Source organism: Peribacillus sp. RS7, assembly GCF_041956845.1.
Classification (GTDB): domain Bacteria; phylum Bacillota; class Bacilli; order Bacillales; family DSM-1321; genus Peribacillus.
Genome location: NZ_CP168135.1, coordinates 4,258,757 through 4,274,324, shown reverse-complemented (window position 1 = coordinate 4,274,324; position 15,568 = coordinate 4,258,757). Strand labels below are relative to the sequence as shown.

Here is a 15,568-nt window from a genome sequence, read left to right as displayed (position 1 = left end):
GAAGCAGCATCTGCTTTAACCTAAGTAGATGCTGCTTCTACTATATAAAAGTATATAAATCATTTGCGGATCAAACACCAAAAACCACATATTCTTTCAAAAAATGAATTTCCATCCTACAAAGATAAAATATAATCCACTTCTCTTTTCTCACTTTTACTGCGGTATTTTTTCGAAATTCTAAAATCTGCGGTTTATTAGTACAATTAAAGACTACGGACAATAGCACATATATTAAAATACTACTTTCTTATCAACTTGGTTATTATTTTTTTGTCTGAAAAAACCAATGACATCATAATTATACCCATCCCAATCATCTGATGAATAGACAACGCTTCATGTAAAAAGAAAAAGCCTAAAATCATACCGATGACAGGCACTATATAATTACTGAATGACGTAAATAACGCGCCTTCTTGCCGAATCAGCCTATTAAATAATGCATAAACTACTCCTGCATGGAAAATGCCTAAAATCGCTAAGTAGATAGATTGAGATCGTTCTAAATCCAATTTGAAAGATTGCTCAAATAAAAGGGACATTGGGATGAGAAATGCACTGGCAATCAATAATACATTTCTCATATGAATAACGGAAGATCCCTCGTTTAATTTCTCCATGATAATCAATGATAATCCAAAACTCATGGCAGCCAATATCAATAGGATATTACCTTGAATACTGGTGAAAAGGTCATGGAATCCTTGTGTTGGCCAGGAAAGGAAGACAATACCTGCAAATCCGAATAGTATACTTGTAATCTCCGGCATTGTGCTTTTTCTTTTGTAAAATGTTATTAAAAAGAGGATGGTAAAGACAGGAACCATTCCAATCAACATCGATGCGATACTGCTTGGTACCGTTTTCTGACCTTGCGCAATAAATACGAATGGTAGTACAACTTCGAAAACCGCAATGATTATATACCATTTATAATAACTCCTATTTACTCTTCGCTCTTCTTTTGATAAGAAAAAACCAATGAAGAGTAAACAGATACCACCGATACATGCTTTGATGGCTGACAAAGTAATAACCCCAACATTATCTATAACTAATGCAATAAAGAAGAATTGAGATCCCCATATACAACTAATCACCAGTAATAACAAATATTTATTCATTCACTTTACCTCTCTCTTCATTAATGGATCGCCAATAACCTTACTGATATGCTTTGACCGATTTCCACCAAAATAGTTTGTGCCGATTACACCAACAAGAATAATCATTGCACCAATAACGTGATAATAGTGTATGGATTCATGTAAGAATATCACCCCTGCCATAACCGTAATCAATGTCGCTAAATTACTGAAAACGCTCATCTTAGATGCTGGTAATATAGATAATGCATAGTTTGATAAAAAAGCAGTAAGCAGTGACGATAATGCACCAAGATATATGATCGAAATGAGAAATGCACTACTTGTATAGGGTAAAAAAAAGCTACTAAAAGATTGGTTAATGATATGGTTGATGATGGCCATACTATTAAAAGCAAAAAAACCATAGAACGTCATCACATAAGTTAACGTAAATAGTGAATATCGCTTTGTTAACCTTCTTGCTACCACATTATAAAGAGCCGCAGCAATCGCAGATAATAAGATCAGGATCGTTCCTTTCAAACTGTGAGCCTCAAGTTGCAAGTCATTCATGACAAAGATAAAGATAACCCCCATCACAGATAAGTAAAGAAAAAATTTCTGACTTTTACCCGCGTATTCCTTTAAAAATAATGAAGCTGATAATAACGTGAAAATTGGTATGGTCGCTTGGATGATACCCGCTTCTGAAGATGAGGTATAAACGAGACCAAACACTTGGAATGTAAAGAATAAAATTGGATAAAGGAACACCAACGGAAGAGTTTTCAAAGTATCCTTTGCACTCATTTTCACTGATGTCCTCCTATACAGCTTAAAAATTATAGCGATCAAAAAAGCCATCGTAAATCGATGTGCCAATGTGTCTAACGGACTCGCTTCCATTAATGATATTTTTGTAAAGATAAATGAAAATCCAATAATAATGGCATATAGTATCGCCGCAAAATAGGCTTTTTTATGTTCTGGCATATAGAGTAAATCCTCCTTTTCAACACCCGGCCGGTTGTTAGTATCGTATTAAAAGTTCGACTACGATACAATACAAATAAAAAGCATCTGTAACGGTACAGTTTTTAGGAGGTATTCATGTTAAAATACGTAGCTTTGTTTAATGAATTTGAATCTCTCATCCAGAATGGACAGCTCAAAGCAGGATTTAAACTCCCATCAATTCGTCAACTAAGCGATCAACATCATTGTAGTAAAAGTACAGTCATAAAAGCCCTGCAAGAATTGGAAAAGAGGCATTTAATCTATGCGGTACCTAAAAGTGGATATTATGTCGTTCAAAAAGAATTTAATGGTAAAAGTGAACCAACTGCGGAAATCGATTTTGTTACCTCCGCTCCCGCTTGGCATCAATTTCCGTATCATGACTTTCAACATTGCATCAACAAAGCCATCGATACCTATCAGCAAGAATTGTTTATCTATGGCACTCCAAAAGGACTACCCTCTTTAATTAAAGTGATACAAAAGCAATTAGAGCAATATCAGGTTTTCGCAAAGGAAGAACAGATTTTCATTACTTCTGGTGTGCAACAAGCACTTTCCTTATTAACACTTATCCCCTTTCCAAATGAACGTACCCATATACTTGTTGAACAACCTAGTTATCATTTATTTGTGGAGCAATTGAAAGCGTACAAGATTTCCGTGCTAGGAATCCAACGAACGGCAGAAGGTATTGATTTAGAGGAATTAGAACGGATTTTTAGTGGTCAGGAAATTAAATTCTTTTATACGATGCCTCGTTTTCATAATCCGTTAGGGACTTCTTACTCTAAAAAGGACAGGGAAGAGATACTAAAACTTGCTGTAAAGTATGGTGTTTATATTGTCGAAGATGATTTTTTAGCAGATTTCGAAGAAAATATGAAGGTAGACCCTATTTTTTCCGAGGATACACATCACATGGTCATTTATTTAAAAAGCTTCTCTAAAATAATGTTTCCAGGATTACGTATAGGTGTTGCCGTATTGCCAAAACCATTAGCGAACAGCTTCCAACTATATAAAAGAACAGCTGATATCGATAGTTCCATGATTTCACAAGCAGCCCTGGAAATCTACATAAAAAGCGGTATGTTTGAACGCCATAGAAACAAAGTGCGCCTGTCCTATTTAGTGCGTGCAAACTTGCTATATGATGCTCTAGAAAAGCACTCAACTTCAGGCTTTCATCGCCCAGCATCCATATGTATGAACGCTCATATCATACTACCTCATCGTTTAAATAGTGCTCACCTAATCAAAAACTTACACAATCAACAAGTACTGGTAGAGACGATAGAGCAAAATTATATAGATGGCTTTCACCAGGAAAAAATATTAAAATTAAACGTGTCCAATACAAATATACAAAAACTTGATCAAGGAATAGCACTCATTTATAAAGAATTGAATAACAAGCAGAACTATTACTTATAAAGCTTTTACATAAGGTATAGTCACTTTCCACTCAGAACATTTATCAAAAAAGCAGTAAAAATATTTTTTCTGATAACAACGCAAAGCCATTAATATCTGTAAATTACATCCATTAACATTTGTAATTCTGAAAAGCATATGCAAAATGAGCTCAACTAAAAAAGAGCTAAATAGAGTTGGCTCTCGGTTTGTATACAAAAAGGGGGCGGGATGGTCTCTTCCCGAATCCTTTTCACGATTTTATCGAGGGGATCATTACCATAATTTCAAAACAAAACTTGGTTATACTCCATGATTTTTTACTGTTTTATATGGGATGGAACTCTCGCTAGGTTGAAGAAATTTGCGACACTCCTGCCGAATAACTGGCTAGCCGGGACACCAAAGACGCTTGCGGCGAGGGAATGTTTTTTAAAGAAAAAAACTGTAGACAAACTCGCTTTTCTTCGAGTTTGTCTACAGTCTGAGAGCCCGTTAGACTTGGCTTTAATAAAGTTGCTCTTACTAGTTATTTATAATATTTTATACGATCCTCAAGTGGTTTGAATTCTTTATCACCTGGTTGAGCTGTTGGATTACCGAATGGCATTTGCGCAATCAACTTCCAATTACTTGGAACATCCCATTCTTTTTTCACTTCATCATCAATTAGAGGATTATAATGCTGTAAAGTTGCTCCCAATCCTTCTGCTTCAAGGGCAGTCCAAACAACTAATTGATGCATTCCTGATGTTTGTTGTGACCAGATTGGGAAGTTATCGGCATAAGTAGCAAATTGTTCTTGAAGTGATTTCACAACAGATTCATCTTCAAAGAATAAGATGGTTCCATATCCCGCTTTAAAGGAATCCATTTTTTGTTGAGTGCCAGAGAAATCTCCCTCACCGACCGCTTTCCTTAACGCTTGCGTCGTAATATCCCATAATTTATCATGTGCTGAGCCTGTTAAAACAATAAGGCGGGAAGATTGGGAATTAAAAGCCGATGGCGTGTGTTTAACGGCAAATTCAACAATTTCTTTTATTTTCTCATCAGATACTTGGACCTCTTTATTGATTCCATAATATGAACGTCTCTCTTTAATGGCCGTGTAAAAATCTTTTGTCATGATTCATTCCTCCAGAGCATTTTTTCTATTTCAAATGATTATTCCATGTTTTATTTCTACCTGTTTTAGTATGGGCATAAACCAATTTATCATTCGCTTAAGGTTACCAATTATTCTTTAATGAATTCCTTTGTGCTTCTCACTGTATCAATGGGACGGACCAATTTTTCGATTTGATCCCTTTTAGGTTCTAAGAACGGTGGTAAGGATAACTTTTCCCCAAGGGTTTCATATGGTTCATCCCCCATAAATCCAGGACCATCAGTGGCAAATTCGAATAAAATTTGCGGCGCCACTCGTACGTAAAGCGACTCAAAAAAGTGACGATCAACATAACCAGACGTTTGAAATTGGAAGCTTTCCATTCGTTCGATCCATTCTTCCAGAACGGAACGGTCTTCTACCCGGAAGGCTGTATGGTGAACAGTCCCAAAACCTTGCCGTGCCTGAGGAAGGCTCGAATTATGCTCGACAATTACTTGTGCTCCATTCCCGCCTTCCCCTACTTCGAATAAATGAAAGGATCCTTCTTCGGCTATTTCTTTGAATAATAGAACTTTTTCCATCATTTCTTTAAAGTAATCGAAGTTGGCGATACGAATGAAAATTGGTCCTAATCCTGTAATGGCGTACTCCAGAGGAATCGGTCCTTTTTGCCAGGGGATTCCAGCTGCTACCCCTTCATTGTTTTCATCTGAGATCAATTGATATTGCTGATCATCAAAATCGACAAAAGAAATGACCTTTTTACCAAATTGTTCTTGGATTCCTGTATTCCCCACTTCTAAACGGTCGAGACGTTTAACCCAATACTCTAATGCGGCATCATTCGGTACACGGAAGGATGTTTTTGAAATCTCATTGGTCCCATGCACACCTTTTGGAATACCAGGGAAATCGAAGAAAGTCATGTCAGTACCTGGACCCCCAACATCGTCTGCAAAAAACAGGTGATAGGTTTGGATATCATCTTGGTTAACTGTTTTCTTGACTAAACGCATACCTAAAATATCAGTGAAAAATTCATAATTCTTTTCTGCGCTGCTTGTTATGGCCGTTACGTGGTGTATTCCTTTTAATCCATTCATACTTGATTCCTCCCATTAAAACGATTCAACTTATGGTTGTTTAGCTTTTTCATTAGTTCCCTATATTTTTCCTTCAAGCAGAGTGGTCTATTCATTAAAGGAGTTTGTATAGGGTTTTACACTTTTTAATATCTCGAATTAAATTATCTTTACTTAAAGGTAATTTATCATGAATTAAATTTACTGTCAACAATATTATCTCAAATTAATATATCTCAACATCAAAATAATTTCAGGCGAAAAATACTGTCAATTTCCCTTTCTATAATAGGAGAAATTAATTCTAAATATTCTACGTAAGAATATCCATTCTAATGCAAATCCACTTCTGTATAAGGGTTAATGTCTATAGCTATAAATGCGGCAAAGACAATCAATCACATCTTTGGCAAAATTGGATTAGAATAAGTAAAAAACTATTAATGCGATTCAATACGAAAGCCCTCAGGAAAAAACAAAATCTTTACGTGAGGGCTATTTCGTTTTGGTTTCTTATTTTACGTGATGCAATTCCGCTTGTTTTCCGGATGAAGAGTTTGTGCCATCATTTTCTTTTGACTTCTTAGAAGAAAGATAAACTCCTGCGAAAATAATCAGCAGGCCAATAATTACATTAGGATTTATCGCTTCTCCAAGCAGGACGTAGCCCCAAACCATAGCTGTTGCAGGAATAAGGTATGTAACCGATGCGGCTAACTCTGGGCTGCCATTTTTATTGATGTAAAAATAGATTAGCTGGCCAAGCCCAGAGCCAAAGCACCCAAGACCGACTATGGCGAAAATCGTCAGCGGTTCCATCAACATCACTGGCTTAATCGGCTCTGTTATTAGCATCCCGATCAAACCGATAACGGCACCCGTGAGCAGCGTAAACGTCGTAATGACCAATATGCTGGTACTGGAAAGAAATCTTTTCGTAAAATGACCAGCAAAACCATAACAGATGGACGCTAGCAGCATTGTCCCAATCCCGATGAATTCCTTTCCGAAAAGCTGACCGATTTGAAAATCCATCAATACTAGAATTCCGAAAAAACCAATTAGAATGCCCATCCATTGTCGGGCGGTTAGAACGTATGAAAAAATGATAAATCCGATGATCCCCGTCCAGATGGGTGTGGTTGCATTTAGAATCGATGCCGTGCTGCTGTTAATCTCTGTTTCACTTAAAGGTATTAATCCCCATGCTAATCCGCAATTGAAGATTCCGACAACGACCAGTGCTTTCCACGGCAATTTCCAGTTGATTTCCCTGCGCTTCCACCATAACACGGGAAGCAGAACAACAGCACCCGCAAAACAGCGGAGAAACACAATGCCCCAAATTCCCGCTGGCGGGAGCATCCACTTCATAAAAACAAATGATAAACCCCATATCAAACTAAGGCCGATTAAAGCCCCGTATAATCGAAGCATGATGTTCCCCCTTCCTACTTTCTTATTATGACAAAAATTGTTAGGGATTTCATTTAAAATCTTGCTATATAAGATGAACTTGAAATTTTCTTCTGCCAAAATCGAAACAACACCCTATAAAGGCAAGTCAAAGATGTCTTAAAAAACTAAAGAGGCTTGAGTTCATCAAAGAAGGCAAGCCAGTGTGCAGGCTTGCCTTCTTCTGAAAAATGAAGTAAAAAAAAAGCAGCTTGTTATGTCGTTTCTTCCACCTACCGCCCGTTTAAATTTCTGTGCTAAAGTTTGGGATAATACCTTTCACTTCGAATTGCCTAATTTGATATTGATAGTAGTCATAAGTACGTTTTACCTGCTCGAATATTTAAGTTTGTCGCCTAATAGATCAAGTGATTACTATATTTTTACTTCGGCATCAGAATTGACCATTATTTTCATATTGGCGATGGCTACAGTTTCTCCGTTTTGTTTTTTTATTTCTTGGATGACTGTTACAACACCTTGATAGCCCTTTTCAAAAAGGTCAATCACCTTTAATTCTACATGTATCGTGTCCCCAATAAAGGTAGGGTTTGTAAATCGAACTTTCTCCAAACCATAAAATGCAACGACGATTCCTGGTTCAAATTGAAATAAGCCGGTTGCAGCCGAAAGTATAAGCATTCCGTGGGCTATCCTTTGCTTAAATTGTGTATTTGCTGCATACTCCTTATCAGTATGGAGGGGAAACCAGTCACCGCTAAATGCAGAAAACATTACTAGATCTGCTTCGGTTATAGTACGTCCTTTCGACACCCATGTTTCTCCGATTTCATATTGATGGAAATATTTATTAAACATTATTCCAATCTCCTTTATTTGGGCTTGGATTAGTTGGCGGAAAATTCAGATATTAAATACTATTTACTATATAATTTAGTGATAGTTTTTAAAATCAACACTATAAAAAATGTTTTTCAAAGACGTACTATTCGATGTGAATAGCGTTTAAAGCTAGTAATCGAAATATATTTTCCAATGCTCACCGGCAAATATTTAAACGATGGCAAACAAGCTGAATATACCAATTACAAAGAATACAGCAAGTGTCTTTATAATGGTAATAACAAAAATGTCTTTATATGCCTGGCGATGTGTGAGTCCAGTAACAGCTAGAAGAGTAATTATAGCTCCGTTATGTGGCAAAGTATCAAACCCACCTGCTGACATAGCAATGACACGATGTAAAACTTCCAACGGAATGTCAAAATGAGCAGCTGTTTGTATATACGTATCCGCCATTAGGCTCAACGTAATGCTCATCCCGCCAGATCCTGAACCAGTAATGCCGCACAAAACATTTGTCATGATCGCCCCATTAATTAAAGGATTCGAAAACATTCCAGTAAGATAATCTTGTATCACAGTAAAGCCGGGTAAAGCAGCAATCACACCCCCAAAACCATATTCGGTTGCCGTATTCATGGTTGCAAGCAATGCCCCATTAATCCCTATATTAATACTCGAATTGAAATTTAATTTGACAGCTTTTAAGTTTAATAAGACGGTTGCTATTATTCCGAGAATAAGAGCCATCTCTACAGACCAAACACCAATAACTTTAGACATATCAACATTTCCATAATCTTTTAACCCAATTGTAGAAAAATCAAATCCTTTGGCATACCAAAGAGGAAAAGACTCAGTAAAAAACTTATTCATCACTCCAACTAACACCAACGGAATAAAAGCAAGCCAGTCTTTTCTACTTATAGCTTTTTCAGAATCCATTCCCAACTTATTAGTCGTTTCCAGCGATATAGCAGAACTAGCTGCCATTTCTGCTTCAGCAGCTTCCTTATCAATAGCTTTATCCCCAATTCCAAAATACCCTTCACCATTTCTAGCTGCCTTATGTCGACAATGATTTAAGTATAAAAGGCTCAAGGAAATGATAAATATTGCCCCAATAATTCCTAATGTCGGTGCAGCATAGATGTCAGTTTTAAAGAACCCCGTTGGAATGACATTCTGAATTTGCGGAGACCCTGGAAGTGAATCCATGGAAAAGGTAAAAGCACTAACTGCAATTGTCGCAGGAATTAAACGCTTTGGAATATTAGCTTCGCGAAACAGCTGAGCAGCAAATGGATAGATGGCAAACACTGCAACAAACAAACTAACTCCGCTATAAGTCAGGATTGCGCCCATTATCACAATGGCTAGAATGGCTTGTTTAGCCCCGATAAAACGGACAATAATTTTAGCTATGCTCTTTGCAACACCGCTTATTTCAACCAATTTCCCAAAAATAGCACCTAGTAGAAAAACCGGGAAATATAATTTAACAAATTCAACTAACTTAACCATAAATATATTAGAGAAGAAAGGTAAAACATGTCCAGGATCCGTTAAAAATACAGCAAACAAAGCGCACAATGGTGCAAAAAGTATAACAGAAAATCCTCGATATGCTAGAAACATAAGTAATCCTAGTGAAATAATAATAATTATTACATCCATATTGATTTCCCCCTTTTTCTCAAAATATAATATGTTATCATTTGTTGCTGGTTTGAATGCATTGCCTCAAGACTTCTTGGGCATCATAATTCACTTTTCTAGTGAACATAGTAAAGAACTCTAATTAATTTCCCGAATAGATCCGTTGTTTTTTTAAAAATAACTTTATCTATTTAGTTTATAAACAAAAATTAGTTACATCAGAATCTTCTTTTTTTCAAAAATTGGACTTGACTCTGGTTTTGTCATGAAGGATTACTTATCAACGAAGTTAGGCTCTCTTTTATTAATAAAGGCTTCAACGCCTTCCTTAATGTCCCTAGTCTGAAAAACATGGCCAAAATTTTCAGCTTCAATCACAAGTCCATCTTCAAGTGTTTGTTCATAACCATAATCAATTGAGTGCTTTGCAAAAGTTAAAGATTGTAAAGAATAATTGCAAATACATTTTGCGATTTCCATTGCTTTTTTTATGGATTCCCCCTTTGGCACGACATGATTAACAAGTCCTATTTGTTTGGCCTCTTCAGCAATCAGTGGCTCACCAGTAAAGATCAATTCTTTTGCTTTTGCTTTACCTATCAGTCTAGGAAGTCTTTGAGTTCCCCCTGCCCCTGGAAACAACCCCAATTTAATTTCAGGAAGCCCAATCCTAATTTGTTCCTCCGCAATCCGAATGTCACAACTTAAGGCAAGTTCACATCCTCCACCTAATGCTAATCCGTTGATTGCAGCAATGGTTGGTCGAGATAGACGTTCAATTTTATTAAGTGGTTCCTGAAGCCAAAGTGATTTCCCCTTTCCTTCTTCGACTCCTTTTCCTATCCATGCTGGAAATTCTTTAATATCTCCACCAGCAACAAAAGCTCTTTCGCCTTCACCTGTAAGGATAATGACCTTAACATTGTAATCGCTTTCAATTTCATCCACCACAAGATTCAATTGTTCTATAACATCAGCGCTTAATACATTAACAGGTGGATTATCAATAATAATCGTTGCAATATTACCCTGTTTCGACCATGAAACAACTTGATTTTTATTCTTCATCGGCTTTCCTCCTCAACCTTAAGTGTACTTGTGGGGTTCCAGATGTTCTTGCATTGCTGAAAACGTGCATCAGTGTGGGTAAACCAGTTATCTTTATAGAATCCTTTGTGGTTATGTGCATTTTTTAAACAAATTGAAATAATGTATTTAAAAAACCTGTACCTTTTTAACCTTTGGAAAATTCCTTATTTATTCCATACCACTATACTGTTTTCGAAGAATAAACTTTTGAACCTTACCGGATGGGGTACGTGGAATTTCATCAACAAATGTGACCTTTCTAGGTTTTTTGTAGCTAGCAAGATGTTCCTTACAGTAATTAACAACATCTTCTTCCGTAAGTTTGGCTCCTTCTTTTTTAACAATAACAGCACATACAGCCTCAATGTATTTCGGATCAGGAATACCAATTATAGAAACTTCCTTCACTTCCTCATGGCGGTATAAGACATCTTCAATTTCCGCTGAGTAAATGTTTTCACCACCGCTTCGAATCATATCTTTTTTTCTGCCTGCAATTGATAGATACCCATCATGATCGAATTTTCCCATGTCTCCTGTTTTACACCACCCATTCACAAATGTTTCCATTGTGGCATCAGGTTTCCTCCAATAACCCTCAGAAACCGCTGGACTTTTAATAGCAATTTCACCAATTTCACCAACAGGCAAGGGCGTTCCATCCTCATCGATAATATTAATTTCTGTAAGTGGCATAGGCTTTCCAACGGTATGGCCTTTTGTAAAAGCATCCTGTGGTTCAAGCGAAGCCGCAATTGGTTGTCCTTCAGTTAACCCGTAAACTTGAACAACTCCAATTTGAGGAAACCTCTTTTTTAATTGTTCTAATGCCCATGGCATTAGCGGGTCACCACCTGTATAAATAGTTTTTAAAGATTTTAGCTGATACTCTTCAATTTCAGGCAAATTTAGCATTTCATAAATCATAAAAGGGAATAAAAAAGCATCGGTCACATTTTCCTGTTCAATAACGGAAAGAATTCTTCCAATCTCGAATTCTTGGCTTTTTGTAATTACTACGCTTCCACCCATCATAAGAATAGGAAGTGCGATATCTTCCATCGCTCCAACATGATATAGTGGTCCTGTCGTCATCGCAACTTCTCTCCCTGTAAATTTCCATTTCAGCGCTTGTATCGTGGAAAACCAGAAAGTTGTATCATGAGTCCAAATCGCACCTTTAGGTCTTCCCGTTGTGCCTGATGTGTACATAAGCATGACCGGATCGTTTAATTTAATGTTATCGACTTTGACCTCATCTACCGAACCACTTTCTAAAACACTCCATGACTCAGACCAACCTGGGATTGAGCCATTTCTATGAGGAAGACAAAAATATCGCTCAACAGAAACATGATTACAAACTGATTCCAGCTGATTGGATAAGTTCGAATGGAAGCATAATATTTTTGTCTGTGAATCATTTAATGCATACTCAAGCTCAGCACTTGATAGCCTAAAGTTAAGTCGAACGGCAATTGCGCCGATTTTCGCAATGGCAAAATATAGACTAAAATATTCGAGACAGTTGTAAAGTAAAATACCGACACGATCCCCTTTTCGAACTCCTAATTCGTAAAGCTTGTTTGCATACGCATTTGATATATGGTGGAGATCCATGTACGTCATTGACTTTCCTACTTCTTCTTTTATTGCTATTTTTCTATGATTTATATTATTTAAATCATTTGCCATTTTTCTTGTTATAAAACCGACATCCAATGAAATTCCTCCTTTTCAATGTAAGCAGATTCAAATTACAGATATCGAAGCGCTAAATTCAATAATGTTCAAAGTAATTGTTACTAAACAAGTGCCTCTAAAATGCCATTAAATTGACCACTCGTCTTTATCGATTCCTTCCTCCTTTCTTCTAATTTGAATGCAAGATTCATTCCAAAACGTAAACCCCCTATACTGACTTACTTTTCCTAATTATTGAGGAATATCCAATTATTTATTTTCTGATTTTTCAGAAAAGAATCAAAAAAAATCAACTGAAGTTAGATCAGTTGATTTTTTATTCATTAATTTTCATAATTTAAATAAAAATTAAATCTGTTCTATAGCCTTTTTTCTCCTTTAATGTAACTTTATCTACACTAATACGGAAATTAAAATTAAATCCGGGATTTCGGAATGAATTCTGAAATCCTGGATTTATTTTTATTGGTCAGAAATTCGATATTTTTTTATTTTATCGTAAAGGGTAGAATTCCCTATTCCAAGAGTTTCCGCAACCCGCTTTTTATCAAACTTAAACCTCCTTAACGCTCTTTCGATTGCCTTCTTTTCTGTTTCCTCCACAATATCCTTTAAACTTTCTTCTTTCATTTTAACCTTATGAACTTTTAGATAATCAGGTAAAGCATCTTTTCCGATTACTTCGTCATTTGATAGGTGAACACCTGCATCAATCACATTCTCTAGTTCTCTGATATTCCCTGGCCAGTTATATTGCTCTATTAATGAAAGCACCTCAGGATGTACAGAGGTTACTCGTTTTCCTATTCGAGCTGTGACTTTTTTAAAAAAATAATCTACGAGTAAAGGGATATCTTCAATTCTATCTCTTAAAGGAGGAACAAATAATTGGACAGCATTAATTCTATAAAAAAGGTCTTCACGAAATAGTTTTTCTTCAACCAATTTTTCTAAAGGGCGATTTGTTGCAGCAATCACTCGAACATTTAGTTTTTTTGGATAAAGCGAACCTACAGGCTCAAATTCCTTCTCCTGAAGAACCCTTAATAACTTGACTTGCATTTGCTGAGGCATATCACCAATTTCGTCAAGGAAAACAGTCCCACCATCAGCAAATTGAAACTTTCCTATTTTACCTCCCTTGTTTGCCCCTGTAAAGGCACCTTCTTCATAACCGAAAAGTTCAGATTCTAACAAGTGTTCCGGAATTGAAGTACAATTTATTTTCACAAGTGGTTTGTCGCTTCTCCCACTTAACTGATGAATGCTATGTGCTATTATTTCCTTGCCTGTACCGCTTTCTCCTCTAATTAGTACAGAGATATCACCTCTAGCAACCCTTTTCACACGTTCTTTTAACTGTTGTATTTCTTGTGAATTTCCAATTAAATTGTGTAAGGAATACTTTACTCCATTTGTAACATCTCTTTCATTTGTGTAAAAATTATGTTTTGTCAGTATCTCCTTAATGTGGCTATTCATTTTGTTCCAGTCATCAAGATCACGAAACATTATTGTCCCAATCGCACCAATTATTTCCTTATTTTCGATAATAGGAATGCGATTAGCGATAACAAAATCACCACGAAGAAAATGTATATCAGCGATTTCCGATTTACCTATTTGCACTACTAGGTGTAGCCTTGTATTTTCAATTATATTCGTCACATGTTCACCAATCACTGTACTGCGTTCAACATTTAAAAATTCACAATATTTATTGCTAATATATTGAATTTTTGCGTTACTATCGACAATTACAATTCCATAATATGTACTTTCAAACACCATATCTAATAGTTTATTATTGGATAATTGTCCAGTATTCATCATTAGTTCTCCTTTACCTAGAATGCTTTCCCATATAATACCACGCATTTCTATTTAATATATATTTACGAAGTGAAAATTCCCCAAAAATCACTGCTAAATAAAGTGTTCATTAAAAAGAATTCGGTGGAGTTTTATATGCCCTCTCTAGCGTAATCAAACGGATTATTTTTTCACTATAGATGATTTATTTAGCAAAAAAAAAAGCCTGGCAACCTTTTTTATAGTTGCTAGACTTAAGTTCATTTTTAAGATCAATCCCAATATAAACAACAATTTAAACGGATGCGCAAGGTTCGTTCCTCCATGCCAATCATTTAATAGGCAACCAGGTCCCGCAGTGCCTTTTCCACTTTTTCAGGATTAACCATGAAGGATTTCTCCAATGATGGTGAATATGGCATTGCTGGAACATCCGGACCCGCAAGTCTCATGATTGGGGCATCGAGATCGAAGAGGCAGTTTTCTGCAATGATCGCCGATACTTCACTAATGATGCTCCCTTCCTTATTATCTTCAGTAATCAATAGGACTTTTCCTGTTTTAGATGCAGCTTCCATAATGGCTTCTTGATCTAATGGGTAAACGGTTCGTAAATCAAGTATATGAACAGATATGCCATCACTGGCCAGCCTTTCAGCTGCCTGTAGCGCAAAATGAACACAAAGGCCGTAAGTAATCACTGTAACGTCCTCGCCTTCACGTTTTACATCCGCTTTACCAATGGGTAAAACATAATCATCAGTCGGCACTTCTTCTTTAATAAGGCGATAGGCACGTTTATGTTCAAAGAAAAGGACTGGGTCGTCATCGCGAATGGCTGCTTTCAATAACCCTTTCACGTCATACGGTGTTGAGGGCATGACAATTTTAAGTCCCGGTTGATTGGCAAAAATGGCTTCAACGGATTGTGAATGGTATAACGCCCCATGTACGCCCCCACCGTATGGTGCCCTGATGACGATTGGGCATTGCCAGTCATTATTGGAGCGATAACGAATTTTAGCAGCTTCTGAAATAATTTGGTTGATTGCAGGCATGATAAAATCAGCGAATTGCATTTCCGCAATCGGCCTCATTCCATACATGGCCGCACCGATGCCAACTCCTGCGATTGCGGATTCAGCAAGCGGGGTATCAATGACACGCTGTTCCCCGAATTGTTCGTATAACCCTGAAGTCGCTTTAAAAACGCCGCCTTTTACCCCTACGTCCTCACCTAATACAAATACACGGGAATCACGTTCCATTTCTTCCCGCATCGCCATTATCACCGCATCTATATAAGATATCACTGCCATTTTCTT

The 15,568-nt window shown here is 36.7% G+C and carries 12 protein-coding genes; 1 reads left to right on the top strand and 11 read right to left on the bottom strand.

The window, feature by feature from the left end:
* Positions 1-242 precede the first annotated feature (242 nt).
* Together ACDZ29_RS21385 and ACDZ29_RS21380 are read right to left on the bottom strand one after the other, a co-directional pair.
* Positions 243-1,127 (bottom strand): DMT family transporter, encoded by an 885-nt coding sequence (locus tag ACDZ29_RS21385; protein ID WP_289324761.1) that lies wholly within the window; start codon positions 1,125-1,127, stop codon positions 243-245.
* Entirely contained in the window at positions 1,128-2,084 is a 957-nt protein-coding gene (locus ACDZ29_RS21380) for a DMT family transporter (protein ID WP_289324760.1), read from the bottom strand. It abuts the gene before it with no gap.
* Positions 2,085-2,201: 117 nt separating this feature from the next.
* Between ACDZ29_RS21380 and ACDZ29_RS21375 the strand changes: the two genes are divergently transcribed.
* Complete coding sequence (locus tag ACDZ29_RS21375; protein ID WP_289324759.1) at positions 2,202-3,545, top strand: PLP-dependent aminotransferase family protein; 1,344 nt, start codon at positions 2,202-2,204, stop codon at positions 3,543-3,545.
* A gap of 508 nt (positions 3,546-4,053) precedes the next feature.
* Here ACDZ29_RS21375 and ACDZ29_RS21370 read toward each other — a convergent pair.
* From ACDZ29_RS21370 to ACDZ29_RS21330, 9 genes are all read right to left on the bottom strand, one after another.
* A complete protein-coding gene (locus tag ACDZ29_RS21370; RefSeq protein WP_370014729.1) occupies positions 4,054-4,653 on the bottom strand; it encodes a nitroreductase family protein in 600 nt (199 codons plus the stop codon).
* Between the two features lie 110 nt (positions 4,654-4,763).
* Positions 4,764-5,741: a ring-cleaving dioxygenase gene (locus ACDZ29_RS21365; RefSeq protein ID WP_289324757.1), complete on the bottom strand. Its 978-nt coding sequence runs from the start codon at positions 5,739-5,741 to the stop codon at positions 4,764-4,766.
* A 492-nt stretch (positions 5,742-6,233) separates the two neighbouring features.
* Positions 6,234-7,157, bottom strand: a complete 924-nt coding sequence (locus ACDZ29_RS21360) for a DMT family transporter (protein ID WP_370014727.1) — start codon at positions 7,155-7,157, stop codon at positions 6,234-6,236.
* A 393-nt stretch (positions 7,158-7,550) separates the two neighbouring features.
* A complete protein-coding gene (locus ACDZ29_RS21355) occupies positions 7,551-7,994 on the bottom strand; it encodes a MaoC/PaaZ C-terminal domain-containing protein (protein WP_375088592.1) in 444 nt (147 codons plus the stop codon).
* 195 nt (positions 7,995-8,189) lie between these two features.
* Positions 8,190-9,656, bottom strand: coding sequence for a GntP family permease (locus ACDZ29_RS21350; RefSeq protein ID WP_370014725.1), 1,467 nt, complete (start codon positions 9,654-9,656; stop codon positions 8,190-8,192).
* A 255-nt stretch (positions 9,657-9,911) separates the two neighbouring features.
* Positions 9,912-10,706, bottom strand: coding sequence for an enoyl-CoA hydratase (locus ACDZ29_RS21345; protein ID WP_375088591.1), 795 nt, complete (start codon positions 10,704-10,706; stop codon positions 9,912-9,914).
* A gap of 189 nt (positions 10,707-10,895) precedes the next feature.
* Positions 10,896-12,449: a long-chain fatty acid--CoA ligase gene (locus tag ACDZ29_RS21340; protein ID WP_289324753.1), complete on the bottom strand. Its 1,554-nt coding sequence runs from the start codon at positions 12,447-12,449 to the stop codon at positions 10,896-10,898.
* 444 nt (positions 12,450-12,893) lie between these two features.
* Entirely contained in the window at positions 12,894-14,264 is a 1,371-nt protein-coding gene (locus ACDZ29_RS21335; protein WP_370014722.1) for a sigma-54 interaction domain-containing protein, read from the bottom strand.
* A 314-nt stretch (positions 14,265-14,578) separates the two neighbouring features.
* On the bottom strand, positions 14,579-15,562 hold the full coding sequence (locus ACDZ29_RS21330) for an alpha-ketoacid dehydrogenase subunit beta (RefSeq protein ID WP_289316730.1): 984 nt from the start codon (positions 15,560-15,562) through the stop codon (positions 14,579-14,581).
* Between the last annotated feature and the right edge of the window lie 6 nt (positions 15,563-15,568).

Coding starts and splice junctions, on each gene's coding strand:
- ACDZ29_RS21385 (WP_289324761.1), bottom strand. CDS start 1,127: ATGAATAAATATTTGTTATTACTGGTGATTAGTTGTATATGGGGATCT.
- ACDZ29_RS21380 (WP_289324760.1), bottom strand. CDS start 2,084: ATGCCAGAACATAAAAAAGCCTATTTTGCGGCGATACTATATGCCATT.
- ACDZ29_RS21375 (WP_289324759.1), top strand. CDS start 2,202: ATGTTAAAATACGTAGCTTTGTTTAATGAATTTGAATCTCTCATCCAG.
- ACDZ29_RS21370 (WP_370014729.1), bottom strand. CDS start 4,653: ATGACAAAAGATTTTTACACGGCCATTAAAGAGAGACGTTCATATTAT.
- ACDZ29_RS21365 (WP_289324757.1), bottom strand. CDS start 5,741: ATGAATGGATTAAAAGGAATACACCACGTAACGGCCATAACAAGCAGC.
- ACDZ29_RS21360 (WP_370014727.1), bottom strand. CDS start 7,157: ATGCTTCGATTATACGGGGCTTTAATCGGCCTTAGTTTGATATGGGGT.
- ACDZ29_RS21355 (WP_375088592.1), bottom strand. CDS start 7,994: ATGTTTAATAAATATTTCCATCAATATGAAATCGGAGAAACATGGGTG.
- ACDZ29_RS21350 (WP_370014725.1), bottom strand. CDS start 9,656: ATGGATGTAATAATTATTATTATTTCACTAGGATTACTTATGTTTCTA.
- ACDZ29_RS21345 (WP_375088591.1), bottom strand. CDS start 10,706: ATGAAGAATAAAAATCAAGTTGTTTCATGGTCGAAACAGGGTAATATT.
- ACDZ29_RS21335 (WP_370014722.1), bottom strand. CDS start 14,264: ATGATGAATACTGGACAATTATCCAATAATAAACTATTAGATATGGTG.
- ACDZ29_RS21330 (WP_289316730.1), bottom strand. CDS start 15,562: ATGGCAGTGATATCTTATATAGATGCGGTGATAATGGCGATGCGGGAA.